Source organism: Mumia xiangluensis, from assembly GCF_010994095.1.
Taxonomy (GTDB): Bacteria; Actinomycetota; Actinomycetes; order Propionibacteriales; family Nocardioidaceae; genus Mumia; species Mumia xiangluensis.
The window spans coordinates 17,388-36,760 of the sequence record NZ_WJYO01000003.1; the positions used below are offsets into that span (position 1 = coordinate 17,388).

Genomic DNA, 19,373 nt, shown 5'->3' on the forward strand with positions numbered 1-19,373 from the left:
TGCTCGATGGTTGAGCGCGCCTGCGAGTCGAAACCCTTACGGCGTCCCGACCCACTCGTCGGTGCCGTCGTCGAACAGCTGGTGCTTCCAGATCGGCACCTCCGCCTTCAGCCGCTCGATGAACGTCCGGCACACCTCGAACGCCTCCGGCCGGTGCGGAGCCGACACCGCGGCGACCACCGCCAGCTCGCCGATGTCGAGGTCGCCCACCCGGTGCACCACGGCGATCCCGCGTACGGGCGTCCCGGCTGTGACCTCCGCGGCCAGTGCTTGCATGACGGGGAGGACGCGGGCGTGGGCCGAGTACTCGAGCCCGTCGACCTCCTTGCCCGAGTCGTGGTCCCGGACTGCGCCGACGAACAGCACGACCGCTCCGGCGCCGTCGTCGGCCACCGCTTCGTACACCTCGGAGATGTCGAGAGGCTCGTCGCGCACGTCGATCAACCGGAGTACATCGCTCATGGCGAACAAGCCTAGGGTGCATCGGCCCTCGCGGGTACGTTGGAAGCATGCCTGACGACGCGGACCGCCAGCCCGACGACCTGCCCGACGACCCCGAGGGGAAGCCGAGCGGCGACGACCGCACGCCCGACCACGGCATCGGGTTCGGCAAGGTTCCCGGCCCCTCGCAGGGCGCCGGCGGCTCGTCCGCGGGCAACAACCCGTTCGCGGGGACTCCGATGGAGGGTCTGTTCGGCGGGTTCGGCGACATGTTCGGGTCCGGTGGCCAGATGCCGGACATGAACCTCCTCATGCAGCAGATGCAGCGCATGTTCGCGCCCCACGACGGCGCCGTGAACTGGGATCTGGCGACCGACGTGGCCCGCCGTACGGTCGTGGCGCAGCCCGACCCTTCGCCGCTGAGCACCGAGACGTCCGCGGTCGACGACGCCATGCGTCTCGCGGAGGTCTGGCTCGACACCGCCACCGACATCCCCGCCGCGTCCACCCGCACGGCGGCGTGGAGCCGCTCGGAGTGGGTCGAGTCGACGATGCCGACGTGGCGCGCGATGGTCGAGCCGATCGCCGAGCACGTCGTCGCGGCGATGGGCAACGCGCTCCCCGAGGAGGCCAAGGCAATGGCCGGCCCGCTGGTCGGCATCCTCAACCAGGCCGGCGGCGCCATGTTCGGCAGCCAGGTCGGCCAGGCCATCGGCACGCTGGCGACCGAGGTCCTGTCCACCACCGACGTCGGGCTCCCCCTCGGACCGGCCGGCGTGTCGGCGCTGCTCCCCGCGAACATCCGCGCGTTCGGCGAGGGCCTCGACCAGACCGACACCGACGTCTTCCTGTACGCCGCGCTGCGCGAGTGCGCGCACCAGCGTCTCTTCGCGCACGCCCCGTGGCTCCGCGGACGGCTGCTCTCGACGATCGAGGAGTTCGGCCGCGGCACGACGATCGACGTCTCCTCCATCGAGGAGAAGATGCGCGGACTCGACCCGACGAACCTCGAAGCCGCCCAGGAAGCCCTCCAGGGCGGCCTGTTCGAGCCCGAGCGCACACCGCAGCAGCAGGCGGTGCTCAACCGACTCGAGGCTCTCCTCGCCTTCGTCGAGGGCTGGGTCGACGACGTCGTCACGCAGGCCACCGACGGCCGGATGCCGAGCGCGCCGGCCCTGCGGGAGGCGATGCGGCGACGCCGTGCCGCAGGCGGACCCGCTGAGCAGACCTTCGCCGCACTCGTCGGTCTCGAGCTGCGGCCGCGCCGCCTTCGTGACGCCGCCGCGCTGTGGGCAGCGCTGCGCGACCACCGCGGAGCCGAGGCCCGTGACGCCGTCTGGTCGCACCCCGACCTGATGCCGACCGCCGCGGATCTCGACGACCCGCTCGGCTTCGCGTACGGCGATGGCGATGCCGCCGCCGAAGCATCCACTGACGCCGACTTCGACGCCGCGCTCGCCGACCTGCTCGAGGGCGGCGCGGGTGGTGGCGACGGTGGCGCGGCTGGCGGGGACGCGGCTGGCGAGCCGGACGGTGGCGCGGGTGGCGGGCCGGGCGCCGACGGTGACGACACCGGCGACGACTCCTCGGGCACCGATCGTTGAGCCTGCACTCCGACGCGTACGCCCTGCTGTCTGGCTGGGACGCGCCAGACGACGCCCAGGCGACGCTCCGTGACGACTACCTGGCGCTCCTGCGCGACAGGCCTGACGCGCTGGACCGCAGCTGCCTTCCTCATCACCTGACGGCCAGTGCGCTCATCGTGTCGTCGGATGGCTCGCAGGTGCTGCTGACGCTTCACCGGCGGCTGCGGCGGTGGCTGCAGACCGGTGGGCACTGCGAGGACGGTGACGTCACGATCCGCGGTGCGGCGCTGCGCGAGGCGACCGAGGAGTCGGGCATCGCCGGCCTCCAGGTCGACGCGGAGCCGCTACGGCTCGACCGGCACAGCCTCACCTGCGGCGGACGCGACGACGCCCAGCACCTCGACGTGCAGATGCTCGCGGTCGCCGCAGCCGGCGCCGTACCCGCGATGAGCGACGAGTCGCTCGACCTCGCGTGGTTCGACGTGGACGAGCTGCCCGAGACGGACGACTCCGTACGCGCCCTGGTGGCCGCGGCGCAGTCACGCCTCGCCCAAGCCCTCGCCTGACGCCCGTCCCCGCTGCCGCGTCCCGTCCCGGCTCCGCCCCCGCCCCGGCCCCCCGCGCCCGTCCCGGCTCCGCCCCCGTTTGCCACGGGAGCACCGCAAGTACCGCTGCTGCACCGCAAACCTGCGGGGCATGGCGGGCACTTGCCACGGGAGCACCGCAAACGCGGAAGGCGCCGCACCGCACCTGCCACGGGAGCACCGCAAACGCCGCTGCTGCACCGCAAACCTGCGGGGCATGGCGGGAACTTGCCACGGGAGCACCGCAAATGCGGAGGGCGGTGCGGCGCCGCTCGGGTTCCGGGCGGCGCCGCACCGCGTGGCGGCTACGGCGTGACCGTGATCGGCGCGCCGGCGTACACGAGGCGCCAGTCGACCGACGCGAACACCGCGGGATCGATCGTGCCGACCTCGGTGACCCAGTCGATGAGCAGCTGCCGGATCTCGACCTGCGCGTTGTAGACGACCGGCGCCGTCTTCACGCCCGGGAAGTTGCCGCCGCCGGACTGCCGGTAGTTGTTGATCGCGATGACGAACCGCTGGTCCGCCGCGACGGGCACCCCGTCGTACGCGAGCCCGACGATCCGCGAGCCGACGGGCTGCGAGAGGTCGACGTCGTAGGTCAGCGCGGCGTCGAGCCCGCCCATGATGTCGTAGTTGTAGTCGGGCGTGCCGTTGGGCGCCGTGTCGGTGGGGGCGTTGGTGACCTGGCTCGACGGGAACGGCCCCGTGCCGCTGACCGGCTTGAAGTAGCGCGCCGAGAACTCGAGGTACGCCTTGACCTCGGCTCCCGTGAACACGACGCCGAGCAGCGTGTTGTCGTAGATGTAGAGGCCGGCCACGTCGCGTACGGAGACCTCACCCGCCGGGATCGCCGCCGCGCGGTTGAACGGCGCCGCGATGCTCAGCATCGGCAGGTCCGCCTCGGGCGTGCCGGCGATCGCCTTCTTGACCGCGTCGGCCTGCACGTAGTTGATGAAGTCGATCGCCGCGGTGTCCTCCCACGGCGCCGTCGCCGCCGACATCGCCGCGAGCGACGTGCCGATCACCGAGTTGACGTAGGTGACGACCTTCTCGTGGTCGGCCTGGAGGAGCTTCACGATCCTCGGGTCCTCGGCCACCGTGTTGGCGTTGAGGACCTGGGAGGTGACACCGACGACCTCGTAGCCCGACCCGCGCCGCTTGCGCTTGACGGTCACGTCGATCGCCGACAGGCGCATGCCCCAGCGCAGCGGCTCGGTGAGGATGACGTCCTTGCCGGTCGCCTTGTTCTTGACGATCCGCTGCGCGATCTCGACGTGGGCGTGGCCGACCAGGATCGCGTCGATGCCCGGGACCTCCTCGGCGACCAGGGTGGAGGCGTTCTCGGGGTACGGGAGAGAGTCGCCGTACGAGGAGGACGTGTCGGCGCCGGAGTGCGCGGAGACGATGACGACGTCGGCACCGGCGCGGCGCATCTTCGGGACCCAGTGCTTCGCGACCTCGACGAGGCCTGGGAACACCATCTTGCCCTCCACGTTGGCCTTGTCCCAGATCGCGATCCCGGGGTTCGTGAGGCCGAGGATGCCGACGCGGATCGTCTCGCGACCGACGCGCACCTTCTTGATGACGAACGGCGGGAACACCGGGAGGCCCGTCGTCGCGTCCTGCGCGTTGGCGCCGAGCAGCGGGAAGTCGCACTGACGCTCGAAGGTCCGCAGCAGCGGGATGCCGTAGTTGAACTCGTGGTTGCCGAGCGCCGCTGCGTCGTAGCCGATCGCGTTCATCGCACGCGCCATCGGGTGGACGACGCGACGGCCGATCGGCTCGATCTTGGCGTAGTAGTACGCGAGGGAGGTGCCCTGCAGCGTGTCGCCGGCGTCGATCAGCAGCGGGCACGGGCTCGTGTGGCTCTCGCGCATCGCGTCGACGAGCGTCGAGATCTTGGCGAGGCCGATGTCGTTGTGGGCCGAGTCGGTGTACTCGGCGTTCTTGAAGTAGTCCCAGTTGAAGACGTTGCCGTGCAGGTCGGTCGTGCCGAGCACGGTGAAGGTCGTGGTGCGGTCTCCGTGCCCGTGGCCGTGGCCGTGGCCCTTGCCGTGGGCGGAAGCCGGTGCCGAGTAGCCGGCGGCAGCCAGTGCGGCGGCTGCGGCGGATCCGGTGAGAACGGTGCGGCGTCGGAGCGGGTGCGACGGCGAGGCCGTGCCGGGCTCGAGCTGCGACTCAGGGTTTTGCTGCGCAGTCATGGGACTCCTCCGGGGCGAGCTCATTGATCGAACGAGCACAGTGTTGTCGTACGAGCACAGTGATGGGGCCATCCTGCGCCTTGCACGGTCGGTCGCGCCTCGGCAGAAGGTGACGGGATCTGCTCCGATCTCCGGCATGGTCTTCTAGTCGGCGTCAGCCTCGTCGTCCTCTCCCGTCCGCCATCCCGCACCCGCGGCGACGCCTTCGAGGAAGCCGCGGGCACGCTCGGTCCGCGGATATCGCTCGACGTACGCCCAGAACTCCGGCCCGTGGTGCGGGACGAGGAGGTGGACGAGCTCGTGCACCAGCACGTAGTCGATGACCCAGTCCGGCATGTCGCGCAGCCGGCTCGACAGACGGATGGTGCCGTCCTCCGGCGTGCACGACCCCCAACGCCGCTTCTGGTTGTCGACCCAGCGGACGCTCGTCGGGGTCGCTGCGCCGCCGAGGAGCTCGGCGCTGAGCCGGTCGGCACGGGTGCGCAGGTCGGTGTCGTCCAGGCGCGTACGCCGCTCCCGCCGCTCGATCTTGGCCACCATCGTGTCGACCCAGCGCTGCTCCTCCGCCCGCGAGAAGCCGGCGGGCATGAGGATGACGATGCGGTCGCCGTCGCGGTAGGCCTGGACGGACTTGCGTCTGCGGGCGCTGCGGCGGATCTCCACCTGAGGCCCGGCCGCCTTCGCGGCGGTCCCGGGACCTGGCGGGCGGTCGAGGGGGGAGGTCATGGCGCCACGGTACGCCTCGCCTGCGGACACATTTTCTGCATCCACAGGTGGTTGTCCGCATTACGGCAGGTCACCTGCTGTGTACAAGGTGGAGACCGGTGCCGTTTCCCCCGCTTGTGCACCGGTCACCCCCCGATCTCCACAGTCTGTCCCGGCGGTTCCCACAGGTCATCCCCAGGGTTTTCCACAGGCGTGGACAACGACACGCGGGTTGGGATTGCCGACCTCACGCGGTCCACCTAGCGTGGCGTGAGATCGGGTCCTGGCCGGGCTGGACGTCGGCAGGGGAAGGCAGGCGACCGGCCTGGCCGGGACCCACTCGTGCGGACACTGTGGATGGCCGACACCGCTGTGGACGGCATCCCTCCGCACCTCGTTCCTCGGGCAGGGTGGACCGACCCCCTCGCCCACCATGCCCGAGGAGCCTCCCCGGATGAAGCCGCTTCTCCGTCCCAGCAGTGCCGTCGTACGCCGCAGCCCGCGCGCGCTCCAGATCGGCACCGTCCCGGGCTCGTCGGTCGTCGTCGCAGACGCCGCAGGGGTCTCTGCCGTGCTGCGAGCCGCCGACGGCACCCGAGACCTCTTCACCATCGCCGCGACGTCCGGCGTCCCCGTCGCCGACGTGGTCGCCGCCGCCGACACGCTGGTCCGGTCGGGCGCAGTGGTCGATGCCGAGTCGTGGGACGACGTCGGAGGCACCGCCTTGATCGGCGAGGCCCGGGCGCTCGCGATCGACGGCAGTCCTCGCGCGGAGGTCGGCGCCCGGCTCGCTACCCGGGCCGCCGCTCGGGTCGAGATCACCTGCGAGCCCCACACCGACCAGCTCGCCCACCGCCTCCAGCGGATCCTCACCGATGCCGGCGCGTCCGCGACCGTCGGCCCCGTCGACCTGCCGGCGCTCGTCGTCGTGATCTCCGCCGGGCCGAGCCCGCGCGAGGCCTTCGACGTCCTGACCGGCGCCGGGGTCCCGCACCTGCCGGTCGTGCACGAGGCTCGCCACGTGCGCGTCGGCCCACTTGTACGCCCCGGGCTGACGCCGTGCGTCCGCTGCGACGACGTCGACCGAGCGTCGTACGAACCCGTGTGGCCCCTGCTCCTCCAGCAGCTCGCGCGACCGATCGCCGAGGCCTCGCCCGCGCACCCGCACGCCTTCGACGCGCTGACCGGCCACACGGTCGCGCTCCAGCTCGCCGCGAACGTGCTCGCCTACTGCGACGGGCTCCCCACCGACGTGGACGGTGCCGTCACCATCCTCGGCGACGACCGCCGTACGAGCCCGCCGTCGCCTGTGGCTCTCCAACCGGACTGCAGCTGCCAGATCCTTTCGGACGGCGGGAGCTTCGATCGCCGCGTCCGAGTTGCCCGAGGTGTCAGAATGACCGCATGAGCGACGGCGGCACCACGTCCGACGACGGCCCCGGCACGGGCGGAGCGCGATCCCGCAACAGCGGCCGCGACTCAGGCGTCCCGCAGCGTTCGATCTCGCGAGCCGCAAAGCTCGCCTCGCTCCCCATCGGGTTCGCCGGACGCACCACGCTCGGCATGGGTCGCCGGCTGGTCGGCGCACCCGCAAACGCCGTCCTCACCGAGGTCCAGATCCGGACTGCCGAGCAGATCTTCGCCGTGCTCGGCGAGCTCAAGGGCGGCGCGATGAAGTTCGGCCAGGCCATGAGCGTGTACGAGGCGGCGATGCCTCCCGAGCTCGTCGAGCCGTACCGCCACGCCTTCACACGCCTGCAGGACGACGCCCCACCCATGCCGACGTCAACCGTCCACCGGATCTTTGCCGGTGAGCTGGGTCCGAAGTGGCGCGAGCAGCTCATCGAGCTCGACGAGTCACCGGCGGCGGCCGCTTCGATCGGCCAGGTCCACCGCGGACGCTGGTACGACGGTCGCGAGGTCGCCGTGAAGGTCCAGTACCCGGGCGCTGCAGGCGCGATGCGGAGCGACCTGCGCCAGATCGGTCGACTGAGCCGGATGTTCGCCGTCGCGTTCCCGTCGATCGACGTCAAGCCGCTGGCAGACGAGCTGGCCGAGCGCGTCCGCGAGGAGCTCGACTACGGCCTCGAGGCGCAGGCGCAGCGAGAGTTCTCGGCGGCGTTCGCAGACGATCCGCAGATCATCGTCCCCGAGGTCGTCACGCACACCGAGACGATCCTCATCACCACGTGGATGGAGTCCAAGGGCTCGCTCGCGCAGGTGATCACTGACGGTCTGCCCAGCGAGCGCGACCACTACGGCGAGCTGTTCGCCCGGTTCCTGTTCGCCGGACCGTCGCGCGCCGGCATGCTCCACGCCGATCCGCACCCTGGCAACTACCGGATCATCGGCGACGGTCGCCTCGGCGTCGTCGACTTCGGCGCGGTGGCACGAGTCCCCGGCGGACTGCCCCCGGTGATCGGGCGGCTCCTACGCGCGGCGGTCGACGACGACTACGCGACGGTCGTCGACGGGCTCCGCAGCGAAGGCTTCCTGAAGCCCGGCGTCCGGATCGACGAGGAGATCATCCGGTCGTACCTCGAGCCCTTCGTCGAGCCCGCCCGCCACGACCTCTTCACGTTCGACCGCGACTGGATGCGTGAGCAGGCGCAGCGCGTCTCGCGTCCAGCCCGCGAAGGCCTCGGCACCGCGATGAAGATCAACCTGCCCCCCTCGTACCTGCTCATCCACCGCGTCTGGAGCGGCGGCCTGGCCATCCTCAGCCAGCTCGGCGCCACCGCACCGTTCCGCGGGATCCTCGAGGAGAGCCTCCCGGGCTTCGCGGACTGAGGGCGGGTTTCGACCCTTCAACCAGCGGAGAACAGCAGAACGGGCGGCACCCCGCGCAGTGCGGGAGCCGCCCGTTCCTCGGGTGGTGCGATTGCTAGAGCATCCGGGCCAGCCGGATGCGCGCGCCGTACGCGACGCGTACGAGGCGATCGAACATGGTGGAACTCCTTCGACATGTCGTGGGGACCCCGTCAGGCGACGGCGTCCTTGCGGGGGCGGCCCCGCGGCCGCTTGCGGGGGATGACAGCGCCCTTCAGGAAGAGCTCGCCTCCCCAGACGCCCCACGGCTCAGCGCGGTCGAGAGCGCCCGCCAGGCACTCACGTCGGATCGGGCACTCGATACAGAGTGCTTTTGCCTCCTCGACGCCAGCGGGCGTCTCGGCGAACCAGAGCTCGGGATCGTTCGTGTGGCACGGGATCGTCGTGTGCTGCACCGAATGCTCGAGCACGGCGGTCGTCATGGTTTCTCCTGGACTGAGAGAGGTTTTGGTTGCTGGTGGTGGGCAACGCGACCTGCCGATAAACGACAGAAAGGCCGCGGATCCCGGGTGTGGGTTCCGCGGCCTGAGTGGCGTCTGATCAACGGTTAGGTCGAATCAGGACTCCGGCGGGCAGATCCCGGGGACTGGCGCTTCATGGCGGTCTCCGACGTGAGGTCGGCGGACGGCATAAACCACCCGAGGACTCGCGTACGCGTCGAAACGACATGGGTGCCACAAGCACCGACGCCATTGATGTTGATCTTCGTCGTATCCATCACGCGCACGCTCCTCTCTCAGATCGATCCGGGCTGACGAGTCAAAACCCTACGCTGCACCTGCGACAAGGCGCAAACCAATTAACGACACGTTTGCAAAATGTTCGGCCAACCCCAGATCAGGCCGACTCGCACAGGGCCAGCACCTCGGCGCCGTACTTCTCGAGCTTGGTGCGCCCGACCCCCGGCACCTTGAGGAGGTCGGTCGCTTCCTGTGGCTTCGCCTCTGCGATCGCCGTGAGCGTGGCGTCGGTGAAGACGACGTACGCGGGGACCTTCTGGGACGTCGCCTGCTCGCTGCGCCACCCACGGAGACGCTCGAACAGCTCCTCGTCGTACGTCGAGGGGCAGTCGAGACAGCGTCCGAGCTTGCGCTCGGCGCCGGTCGTCAGCACGGTGTCGCAGGTGCGGCAGCGAGCGATCGACCGCTCCTTGCGCGTACGGCGGCTCCGCGACGCTCCCGGGGAGACCTCCTCGTCGGCCGGCCGCAGCCCGTCGAGGAACCGGGTCGGCCGGCGGTTGCCGCGACCACCCGGCGTCCGGGCGAGCGACCACGAGATCTCCAGCCGGTCGCGGGCGCGCGTGACGCCGACGTAGAACAGGCGCCGCTCCTCGGCGATGCCGGCATCGTCGGTCGCGTACGTGATCGGGACCGTCCCCTCCTGCATGCCGACGAGGAAGACCGCGTCCCACTCGAGACCCTTGGCCGCGTGGAGGGTCGTCAGCGTGACCCCTTCGGCGATCGGGGCGTGCGCGTGCTTGGCCCGTCGGTCGAGGTCGTCGACGAGGGCGACGAGGTCGGCGTCGGGCTGCGCGGCGTGCAGATCGGAGGCCATCGAGACGAGCGCGTGCAGGGACTCCCACCGATCGCGCTGGGCGCCGGCAGTCGTCGGGGCGGTCTCGGTGTAGCCCATCGACGCGAGCACCGTGCGTACGTCGGGGACCAGTCCGTCCTCTCCCATGTCGCCGCTGCGGGCCTGACCGCGCAGCAGCGTCACCGCCTGGCGGACCTCGGGCCGGTCGAAGAAGCGCTCGACGCCCCGCACGACGTACGGGAGGTTGCGCGCCGCGAGCGCCTCCTCGTACGCCTCGGACTGGGCGTTGGTCCGGAAGAGGATGGCGACGTCGCGCAGCGGCGTGCCGCCCTCGCGGAGCTGCAGGATCTGGGCGGCGACCGACTCGGCCTCGGCGACCTCGTCGGAGTAGGGCGTGTAGGTGACGGCCGGCCCGGCGTCACGCTGAGCGCGCAGGACCACGCCGTCGCGGCCGGCACGGGCGAAGACCGCGTTGGCGGCGGCCACGACCTGCGGCGTCGAGCGGTAGTTGCGGACGAGCTCGATGCGTTGCGTGCCCGGATGCTGCTTGGGGAACTCGCGCAGGTGCTGGGGCGACGCCCCCGCGAACGAGTAGATCGTCTGCTGCGGGTCGCCGACCACGCAGATGTCGTGGCGACCACCGAGCCACTGCTCGAGGAGGGCCGCCTGGAGCGGGTTGACGTCTTGGTACTCGTCGACGACGAGCCATCGGTACTGTCGGCGGATCTCCGCGCTCACCCGCTCGTGCTCGGCGAGCATCGACACCGTGCAGAGCAGGATGTCCTCCATGTCCATGCGGCCACGGTCGCGCTTGACCTCCTCGTAGGCCGCCATGACGTGTGCGACGGTCGCGTCGTCGACCGCGTCGAGGCCCCGGTGGGCACCAGGTGCGAGGCGCGGGTAGTCGTCGGGTCGGACGTTCGAGACCTTCGACCACTCGATCTCGGCGGCAAGGTCGCGCAGCAGCGCCGAGTCGGTCTGCACACGGCAGCGCTTCGCCGCCTCGGCCACCAGCGGGATCTTGGACGCGATCAGGTCCGGCAACCCCGTGCCGTACAGCTTGGGCCAGAAGTAGCCGAGCTGCCGCAGCGCGGCCGCGTGGAAGGTCCTCGCTTGGACGCCGTCGGCGCCGAGCTGCCGCAACCGCCCCCGCATCTCCCCCGCCGCGCGTGCGGTGAAGGTCACCGCGAGCACCTCGGTCGGCTTGTAGACGCCGGTCGCGGCGCCGTACGCGATGCGGTGGGTGATCGCCCGCGTCTTGCCCGTGCCTGCACCCGCGATCACGCAGACCGGGCCGCGCAGCGCCAGGGCGACCTCCCGCTGCTCTGGATCGAGGGCGTCGAGCAAGCTGTCGGCGGACGGCACGGATCTCCTCGGGGGTCGTCGGTCGGGCTGGGGTGCCCGCACTGGGCGGAATAGGCTGGGCGCCGCACGACGTTGTGGCGTGCGGCGGCTACCGTTCCGCCACCCAGCGTAGTTGGAGAGAAGGACACGAATGTCGGCCACGTTCACGATGTACTCGACACCTTGGTGTGGATACTGCAAGCGCCTCAAGAGTCAGCTCGACCGTGAGGGCATCGCGTTCACCGAGGTCGACATCGAGCAGGACGAGGACGCCGCATTCGTCGTCGAGCGGGCCAACGGCGGCAACCAGACCGTGCCGACGCTCGTCTTCGCGGACGGCTCCGCACTGACGAACCCGTCGGTCGCGCAGGTCAAGGCCCAGCTCGAGGCGCTCAGCGTCTGACGCCTCGGCCGACCAGGGGCGCACTCAGCGCCAGGAGCCGGCCAGCGGTGCGCCGTACCAGCGCTCGATCAGCCAGCGCGAGATCGAGACGGACCCGGGCAGCAGCAGCTCACCGGACGCCGTCATCCGCCGGACGTCCTCACGGCTGAACCAGCGCGCGTCGGCCGTCTCCGTGCCGTCGACGACGACGTCGGTCGTCCGCGCCTTGCCGAAGAACCCGAGCATCAGGCTCGACGGGAACGGCCACGGCTGGCTCGCGGCGTACGACACCTCACCGACCTCGATCGCCGTCTCCTCCCACGTCTCGCGGCGGACCGCGTCCTCGAGCGACTCCCCCGGCTCGACGAACCCGGCCAGCGTCGAGAACCTGTCCTCGGGCCAGTCAGGACGCCGCCCGAGGAGCGCACGGTCCTCGTCGTCGGTGATGAGCATGATCACCGCGGGATCGGTGCGAGGGAAGTGCACGGCGCCGCACTCCGGGCAGCGGCGTACGTGGCCGCCCTCGGCGACGGCGGTCGGGTTGCCGCAGCGCGAGCACCGTGGGTGCGTCCGGTGCCACTGGGCGACGCCGACCGCGTGGACCGCCAGCCGGGCCTGCGTCGTCACCAGGTCGTGCGCGGCGACGCGCAGGGCGCGTGCCGGGTCGGGCACCCGGTCGACCAGGACAGCCGCGTGCTCCGTGCCGTCGACCGTGCCGAGGTAGAGCCGGTCGCCGTCCGGGACGTCGTCGGGGCTGCGCCACACCAGCCCGTCGGCGTCGGCCGAGACGTGCTCGCCGCCGACCAGCAGCACGCGGGTGTCGGTGTCCGTCCACAGCTTGTCCATGAAGGCGTCGTCCACACGCCGCTCGGAGTGCCGGTTGTATGCGCCGTCCGCGAACGTGAATGCCTCAGTCACGCGGCGAGCCTACGCCGTCGCCGACCGGCCGCACGAGGTCCTCGAGCGCAGCGCGATCGGGCAGGTCGGTCGGCGTCACCGACTCACCGAGGCGCACGTAGTGGAACGTCGCGGTCACGCGCTCGAGCGGCACCTGGTGCTTCTCGGACCAGGCCAGACGGTAGACGGCGAGCTGGAGCGGATCGGCGTCGGCGGTGCGGTTGGTCTTCCAGTCGACGACCTCGAACGCGTCGCCGTCCCGGTAGACCGCGTCGATGCGACCGTTGACGAGCTGCCCGCCGAGGCGCAGGGTGAACGGCTCCTCGATCGCGTACGGGGTGCGGTCTCCCATCGGTCCGGACTCGAACGCGCGGATCAGCTCCGCGAGCTCCACCTCGTCCTCGATGTCGTGGTCGCGCAGCCCCGGCAGCTCGTCGTCGCCGATGAGCGTCTGCTGACCGAAGTGGGCCTCGATCCATGCGTGGAACCGCGTGCCGAAGCGCGCGGCGGGGGCCGGGGGGCGCGGGAGCGGCCGCGCGAGATTGCGCGCGAACGCCGCGGGGTCCTTGCGCATCGCCATCAGGGACGTCGTGGAGAGGTTCGGGGGTAGCGGCACCTCGAGAGTCTCGGCCTGGGTCCGCCGCGCCTCGGTCAGGAGCCGCTCGACCTCCTCGTCGATCAGAGCGAGGCGCGCGAGCTGCGCGGACTCCTCCGGCGAGTCGGCCTCCCCCACCTCGATGAGCATCGGCTGCGGCTCGGCGGGGGGTTCGGCGGCGTACGTGCGGACGAGCGCGGCGGCCGCGCGGCGGCGTACGAGGTCGTCCTCGGCCGGCTCGACCGGCCACACCACGGACTCGGCGCGCCCTCGCAGGGGATTGTCGGCGTCGTGCTCCGGCTCCGGGGACCACAGCTCGGCGTCGGAGCCGCGGCCACGCAACCAGGTGGCGACGGTCTCGAGGTACGGGCTGGGCTCGGACGGGTCCTTGCGGGTCCGGCTCCAGCGGTGACCGCTCGCGATCAGCAGACGCCGGGCACGGGTGAAAGCGACGTAGGCGAGCCGGACCTCCTCCATCGCGGCATCTGCCTTCATCGCCGCCTGGAAGTCCTTGTGGCCGGCGTTGCTGAGCTCCTCGACCACGGGCAGCTCGGCCCCGTCGCCGCGCAGGTCGTGCGGGAGGGCGGACGCACTCTTGGTCCAGGCGGGCCGCGACCGGGTCGACGGGAAGACGTCGGCGGTGAGGAACGGGACCAGCACGACGTCCCACTCCAGGCCCTTGGCTGTGTGGACGGTGAGGAGCTTGACCGAGTCGGAGTCGCTGGGCGACGCGACCTCGAGGCCGCCGTTGAAGTCCTCCTCGGCGTCGAGGTACGCGAGGATCGCCGCCAGCCCGGCAGAGGGGTCGGTCGACACGACGTCCGCGATGACGTCGAGGAGCCGGGAGACGTTGTCCTGGGCGACCCGCGCCGCGGTGCCGGGTGTGGCGGCCAGCTCGACGTCGATGCCGAGGGCGGTGACCGCGAGGCGCGCGGTGTCGGCGGGAGACCCGCTCGAACGCCGACGAAGGCTCCGCAGCAGCCGCGACATCTCGGCGAAGCGGGTGCGGGCCTCGCGCGAGTACGGGAGAGGGTGCCCGCGGTCGTCCGGGCTGTCGACCGCGTCGGCGAGCGACACGATCTCGGTCGGGTCCGTGCCGCGGACCGAGCGCTCGAGCTCCTCCTCCAGCGACGCGCTCGGCGCTTCACGGACCGCGCCGACGAGCTGCTTGGCGCGGCGACCGAGCAGTGCGAGGTCACGGGGGCCGATCCGCCACCGCGGCCCGGTCAGGAGCCGCAGGAGGGCTGCGTTGGCCGTCTGGTCGGCGAGCACACGCAGGACCGACACGACGTCGGACACCTCCGGCTGAGCCAGCAGTCCGGACAGGCCGACGACCTCGACAGGGATGCCTTCGGCGCGCAGCGCGGCGACGAGCGCAGGGATCTCGGACTTGGTGCGGACGAGGACCGCGATCTCGGACCACGGCGTGACCCCGCCCGCTGGGTCGGTGCGCGCCGCTGCCACCTCGTCCACGATCCAGTCGACCTCGTCGGTGACGGTCTCGTGCAGCGCGGCACGCACGGTCCCGCCGTCCGTGCCATCGGCGGCCACGAGCGGGCGTACGACCTCGGTCGCGTGGTAGTACGGGGCGGCCACGTGGTTGGCGACGTCGAGGATCTCCGCGCGGCTCCGACGGTTGACCAGCAGGTGGAAGAGGCTCCCGCGGGTGGCGTCCTCCTCGCGGCTCGCGCCACGGCGGTCGGGGTCGGCCGGGAAGTCGTCGAGGAACGACGTGAGGTTGCTCGCCGCGGCACCCCGCCACCCGTAGATGCCCTGGCACGGGTCTCCCACCGCGGTCACGCAGTGGCCGAGCCCGTCGCCGCTCTCCCCGGAGAACAGCCCTCGCAGCATGTCGCGCTGGGCGACCGAGGTGTCTTGGTACTCGTCGAGGAGGACCACCGAGAACCGCTCCCGCTGCGACCGGGACACCTCGTCGCACTCGAGCGCGAGCCGGGCCCCCCGCTCCATCTGGTCGGAGAAGTCGACGACCCCGTCGTCGGCCTTGCCGGCGCGGTAGCGCTCGACGAGCATGACCAGCTCGTCACGCCGGCGCGTGACGTCGGCGAGCTCGCGGTGGAGCTTGACGGGCTTCTGCTCGACGGTCGCCCGCTCGACGTCGACGCGCATCTCCGCGTCGAACCGGCGGACCTCGTCGGGTGTGACGAGGTGCTCGGCCATCTGTCCGTCGAGCGACAGCACCTCGCCGATGACGGTCGGAATCGACGTGCTCGCGTACACGAGCGAGCCCGGGTAGGAGGCGATGGCCCGGAACGCGCGCTGGAACCGAGAGGCATCGGTCGTGACCCGCAGGTCGGGCTCGAAACCGCGCAGGAGGCCGTACTCGGTGATGAGCGCGCCGGCGTACGCGTGGTAGGTCGAGACGGTCGGCGTGCCGTACCGCTCGAGCAGGTCGGGCACGCCCGCCTCGCGCGCCAGTGTCTCCAGCGCCTGACGGACGCGGTGCGCGAGCTCGGAGGCTGCCTTGTTGGTGAAGGTGAGCCCGAGGATCGCTCCTGGGAGCACGCCGTCGTGACCGACGAGCCACACGACCCGCGCGGCCATGACCGTGGTCTTGCCCGAGCCTGCCCCGGCGATGATCGCGCTCGGGCGGTCGGTCGGCGCCTGGATCGCCGCCATCTGCTCGACGGAGAACGGGATGCCGAGGACCGTACGGAGGTGGTCGGCGTCGTGGATCAGCTGCGGGAGCTCGACGGCAGGCGCGGTCACGACGCCTGCTCCTCCGTGCCGAGCGTGGTCGGGGCGACGGCATCGAGGACGGAGGATCCCTCCGGCTTGGCCGGGCAGACGCGGGCGAACTGGCAGAACTGGCAGGCCTTGGGGCTCGGCGTGGCGATCCACTGCTCGGAACGGACCGTGCGGACGGCGTCCTCGAGCAACGCGTAGGCGAAGAAGGGCGCGTCCTCGCGGGGCGGGTCCTGCGGCTGGACCTTGGGGGCGGTCGGGCGTCGGGCGGAGTCCTGCACACGCAGCTGGACGAGCTCGGCACCGCCGCTGCTCGCGACCACCTCGCCCGGCTCACCCAGCAGCCCGTCGGCGACTCCGTGCTCGATCGCGAGCTGGTAGACGCCGAGCTGGGCGTGCTCGGCGATGTCGCTGCCGGTCGGGGCGTACTTGCCCGTCTTGAAGTCGACCACGTGCACGAACCCGTCGACGTCGACCTCGACGCGGTCCATCGACCCCCGCAGGATCACGTCGTCGTCGGCCACCCGCAGGCGGACCTCGAAGCCGTGCTCCGCCGCGAGCGGGCGGCGACGGGCAGCCTGCTCCTGGTCGGCGTGCCACTGCGCGAACCGACCGATCGCCGACCGGGCCTCCTCGCGCTCGCGCTGCGCGACCCACGGTGCGGCGTACGCGAGGCGCTCCCACACGACGTCGAGCGCCGCGTCGAGCGCCGCAGGGTCGGCGGCGGTCCCACCGCGTACGACGTCGGCCGCGAGGGCGTGCACCAGCAGGCCGAAGCCCTGCGCGGTGGAGCTGACGGTCTCGCCCTTGGCCTCGTGGGTGAGGAACCACGAGAGCGAGCACGAGCTGATGGCGTCGAGCGAGCTGCCGGAGAGCTGCACGGGCTGGTCGAGCGCGCGGACCGGGTGCTCGGAACGGGTGACCTCGCGCAGGCCCCACCACGTGTCGGGGTGCGCCGGCGCCGCGGCGGGGACGGGTGCGGCCGCGAGGGTGCCGAGCCGTCGCGCTGCCGCATCGCGCACCGCAGGCGTTGCGCCGTACTCGGCGAGCTCGCGCAGCTCCGCGATCACCCCCCGCAGCGACATGCCACGCCGTGGTCGGCGCTCCGGTGCAGTCGACGCGCTGCTCGCGTGGCGCTCGACGTCGGCGACGAACGCGGAGGGCTGGTCGCCATCGGGGTCGAGGCTCGCCACGGCCGTGACGACGAGGCGAGAACGGGCGCGGGTGACCGCGACGTAGAACAGGCGGCGCTCCTCGGCCACGAGCTCCGCCGTCGTCGCCGGGAGGCCCAGGCGGGCGGGAGCTGCGGCGTCGACGGGGTCGCTCGTCGCGTGGACGTCACCCGGCGCGAGCCGCTCGGCAGCGAGCAGCGACCCTCGGTGGCGCGCGTCGGGCCAGGTGCCTTCCTGGACCCCGGCGACCACGACCAGGTCCCATTCGAGCCCTTTGGCGCGGTGGGCGGTGAGCAGACGCACCGCGGAACCACGCTGCCCGCGCTCGGCGAGGGTGTCGGTCGGCACCTCGTGGTGCGCCACCTCGTCGAGGAACGCCGCGACCTTCTGGCGGCGCTGGCTCTCCTCCGCACGAGCGGCGAGGGCGAACAGCGCGACGACCGCATCGAGGTCCCGGTGCGCGGCTGCGGCGGCCTCGGTGTCGGCCAGGTCGAGCGGCTCGGCACCGACGGCACCCGCAGCACCACCGGTCTCCGCCGAAGGGTCCGCGACCGCTCCATCCGGGCGCCCGGAGCGGTCGGCGACGGCTTCCCGCGAGCGGTCGGCGACTGCACCACCGGCAGGCCCGGCAACCGCACCACCGGCGTTCGTGTCGCCCCGTGCGCCCTCGATCGCGGCGAGGAGGCGCCCCTGCCAGCGGGTGCCGCGCCAGATCGTCCACAGGACCTGCTCCGGGGAAGCCTGCGCGGCGACCAGCCGGGCGGCGTCCGCCAGCAGCACCGCGGCGGCGTACGCCCGGGCGGCGACGTCGCCCGCGCGACCCCGGTGAGCACCGTCCACGAGCGGGGCGACCGTCAGCGGCATCCGGACGAGCTCGACGAGCAGCTCGCGCGAGCTGCGCGGCAGCCGGCGCTCGCCGTCGTCGTCCCACGCGTCGCGGCGGCGCAGCTCCTGACAGAGGATGCGCAGCTCGGCTGCGTCGAGGTCGCCGAGCGGACCGGTGAGGTAGCGCTCGACGGCCTCAGGATCGAGGTCGGCGCCCTCCGACAGCGTCACGGAGAGCCGCAGGGCGCCCAGCAGCGCGGCGACGGCTGGCTCCGTGCGCAGCGGCACCTCGGCGCCCGCCACCTCGACCGGCACCCCCGCGGCCTGGAGGGCACGCTGCAGCCGCGGCATCGCCGTACCTGCTCGCACGAGCACAGCCATGTCGTCCCAGCCGATCCCCTCCTCGAGGTGCGCACGGCGCAGCATCAACGCGATGTGCTCGGCCTCGGCGGCCGGGTCGGCGAACCTGCGGACCCAGACCTCGTCGCCGCCGACCGGCCGGCTCGGCTCCGGGTCACGGAACCCCCGAGCCTCGACCGCGAGGCGCCCGAGCGGGATGCGTTGCGCGACCGCGCGCGACGCTGCCAGGATGCGGGGTCCGAACCGACGCGTACGGCGCAGCGACACCACCGGCGCGGGCGCGCCCGTCGTCGTGCGGAACGTGTGCGAGAACCCGAGGATGCCGGAGACGTCGGCGCCGCGGAACGCGTAGATCGACTGGTCGGGGTCACCGACCACGACCAGGTCGCGCCCGTCGCCCGCCAGCGCGCGCAGCATCGCGACCTGGGCGGGGTCGGTGTCCTGGTACTCGTCGACGATCACGAACCGGAACCGGTCGCGCAGCGTCGGCTGGTGCTCGGGGTCGGCTGCGACGATGCCGGCCCGGTGCACGAGCTCGGCGTAGTCGATGAGGTTCTGGGCGTCGAGAACGTCGAGGTACTCCTCGAAGAACTCGGCCGCTGCTCCCCAGTCGGTCCGTCCCGCGGCGGCGCCGGCGGCCGCGAGGTCGACCGGGTCCAGGCCCAGCGCCCGGGTGCGCGTCATCAGCCGCTCGAGCTCGACCGCAAATCCTCGCGTCCGCAGGGCCGGGCCGAGTCGCGCCGGCCACGCGATCGTACGGTCGTCCAGCCCGCCGACGACCAGCTCACGGATGCGGGAGTCGGACTCCGACGCGGACAGCAGCTGCAACGGCTCGGAGTAGCTCTTGGGGTCCTGGAACTCCCGCACGAGGCCGTAGCAGAACGAGTGGAACGTGGTCGCCAGCGGCGTCGACACCGTCCGGTCGAGGCGGGCGCTCACGCGATGACGCAGCTCCTCGGCGGCCTTGCGGCTGAAGGTGAGGACGAGCACCTGCTCGGGGCGCAGCCCGTGACGCTCGATGCGGTCGACCACGGTCTCGACGAGCGTCGTGGTCTTGCCCGTGCCGGGGCCGGCGAGGACCAGCAGAGGACCGCCCCGATGATCGACCACCGACTGCTGGTCGGCGTCGAGCGTCGGGGCGGGCGCACGCTCGGCCGGGGGTGGCACCAGCGCGTACGCCGGTGGCCGGGGGTGGTCGGTCATGAGGTCTATT

Annotated in this window: 13 protein-coding genes; 5 read left to right on the forward strand and 8 right to left on the reverse strand. The window is 72.0% G+C overall.

Features of this window, described 5'->3' with window-relative positions:
* Positions 1 to 36: 36 nt before the first annotated feature.
* Positions 37 to 462 (reverse strand): molybdenum cofactor biosynthesis protein MoaE, encoded by a 426-nt coding sequence (locus GH747_RS10445; protein ID WP_149769551.1) that lies wholly within the window; start codon positions 460 to 462, stop codon positions 37 to 39.
* Positions 463 to 509: 47 nt separating this feature from the next.
* Between GH747_RS10445 and GH747_RS10450 the strand changes: the two genes are divergently transcribed.
* Positions 510 to 2,045 (forward strand): zinc-dependent metalloprotease, encoded by a 1,536-nt coding sequence (locus GH747_RS10450; protein ID WP_205602892.1) that lies wholly within the window; start codon positions 510 to 512, stop codon positions 2,043 to 2,045.
* Positions 2,042 to 2,593: an NUDIX domain-containing protein gene (locus tag GH747_RS10455; RefSeq protein ID WP_149769552.1), complete on the forward strand. Its 552-nt coding sequence runs from the start codon at positions 2,042 to 2,044 to the stop codon at positions 2,591 to 2,593. Before GH747_RS10450 ends, GH747_RS10455 begins: the two co-directional genes overlap by 4 nt.
* A gap of 323 nt (positions 2,594 to 2,916) precedes the next feature.
* On the opposite strand, the gene GH747_RS10460 is transcribed toward GH747_RS10455, so the two are convergent.
* Both GH747_RS10460 and GH747_RS10465 read right to left on the reverse strand, forming a co-directional pair.
* Complete coding sequence (locus tag GH747_RS10460; protein WP_149769553.1) at positions 2,917 to 4,815, reverse strand: bifunctional metallophosphatase/5'-nucleotidase; 1,899 nt, start codon at positions 4,813 to 4,815, stop codon at positions 2,917 to 2,919.
* Positions 4,816 to 4,959: 144 nt separating this feature from the next.
* Positions 4,960 to 5,541, reverse strand: coding sequence for a M48 metallopeptidase family protein (locus GH747_RS10465; RefSeq protein WP_149769554.1), 582 nt, complete (start codon positions 5,539 to 5,541; stop codon positions 4,960 to 4,962).
* A gap of 433 nt (positions 5,542 to 5,974) precedes the next feature.
* Here GH747_RS10465 and GH747_RS10470 point away from each other — a divergent pair, with 433 nt between their 5' ends.
* Together GH747_RS10470 and GH747_RS10475 are read left to right on the forward strand one after the other, a co-directional pair.
* Positions 5,975 to 6,928 (forward strand): hypothetical protein, encoded by a 954-nt coding sequence (locus GH747_RS10470; RefSeq protein ID WP_149769555.1) that lies wholly within the window; start codon positions 5,975 to 5,977, stop codon positions 6,926 to 6,928.
* Positions 6,925 to 8,310 (forward strand): ABC1 kinase family protein, encoded by a 1,386-nt coding sequence (locus tag GH747_RS10475; RefSeq protein WP_149769556.1) that lies wholly within the window; start codon positions 6,925 to 6,927, stop codon positions 8,308 to 8,310. The genes GH747_RS10470 and GH747_RS10475 overlap by 4 nt, the downstream gene beginning before the upstream one ends.
* A 191-nt stretch (positions 8,311 to 8,501) precedes the next feature.
* On the opposite strand, the gene GH747_RS10480 is transcribed toward GH747_RS10475, so the two are convergent.
* Together GH747_RS10480 and GH747_RS10485 are read right to left on the reverse strand one after the other, a co-directional pair.
* Complete coding sequence (locus tag GH747_RS10480; protein WP_149769557.1) at positions 8,502 to 8,771, reverse strand: WhiB family transcriptional regulator; 270 nt, start codon at positions 8,769 to 8,771, stop codon at positions 8,502 to 8,504.
* 415 nt (positions 8,772 to 9,186) lie between these two features.
* Positions 9,187 to 11,247 (reverse strand): ATP-dependent DNA helicase UvrD2, encoded by a 2,061-nt coding sequence (locus GH747_RS10485; protein WP_149769558.1) that lies wholly within the window; start codon positions 11,245 to 11,247, stop codon positions 9,187 to 9,189.
* Positions 11,248 to 11,377: 130 nt separating this feature from the next.
* On the opposite strand from GH747_RS10485, the gene GH747_RS10490 reads away from it, so the two are divergent.
* Positions 11,378 to 11,629, forward strand: a complete 252-nt coding sequence (locus GH747_RS10490) for a mycoredoxin (RefSeq protein WP_149769559.1) — start codon at positions 11,378 to 11,380, stop codon at positions 11,627 to 11,629.
* 24 nt (positions 11,630 to 11,653) lie between these two features.
* On the opposite strand, the gene nudC is transcribed toward GH747_RS10490, so the two are convergent.
* Genes nudC through GH747_RS10505 form a run of 3 tightly spaced genes read right to left on the reverse strand, consistent with a single transcriptional unit; the run spans position 11,654 to position 19,363 of the window.
* Entirely contained in the window at positions 11,654 to 12,526 is an 873-nt protein-coding gene (gene nudC / locus GH747_RS10495) for an NAD(+) diphosphatase (protein ID WP_228552875.1), read from the reverse strand.
* Positions 12,519 to 15,827 carry an ATP-dependent DNA helicase gene (locus tag GH747_RS10500; protein ID WP_228552876.1) on the reverse strand — a complete coding sequence of 1,103 codons (3,309 nt, stop codon included), beginning with the start codon at positions 15,825 to 15,827 and terminating at the stop codon, positions 12,519 to 12,521. The genes nudC and GH747_RS10500 overlap by 8 nt, the downstream gene beginning before the upstream one ends.
* Entirely contained in the window at positions 15,824 to 19,363 is a 3,540-nt protein-coding gene (locus tag GH747_RS10505) for an ATP-dependent helicase (protein WP_149769560.1), read from the reverse strand. Before GH747_RS10505 ends, GH747_RS10500 begins: the two co-directional genes overlap by 4 nt.
* Between the last annotated feature and the right edge of the window lie 10 nt (positions 19,364 to 19,373).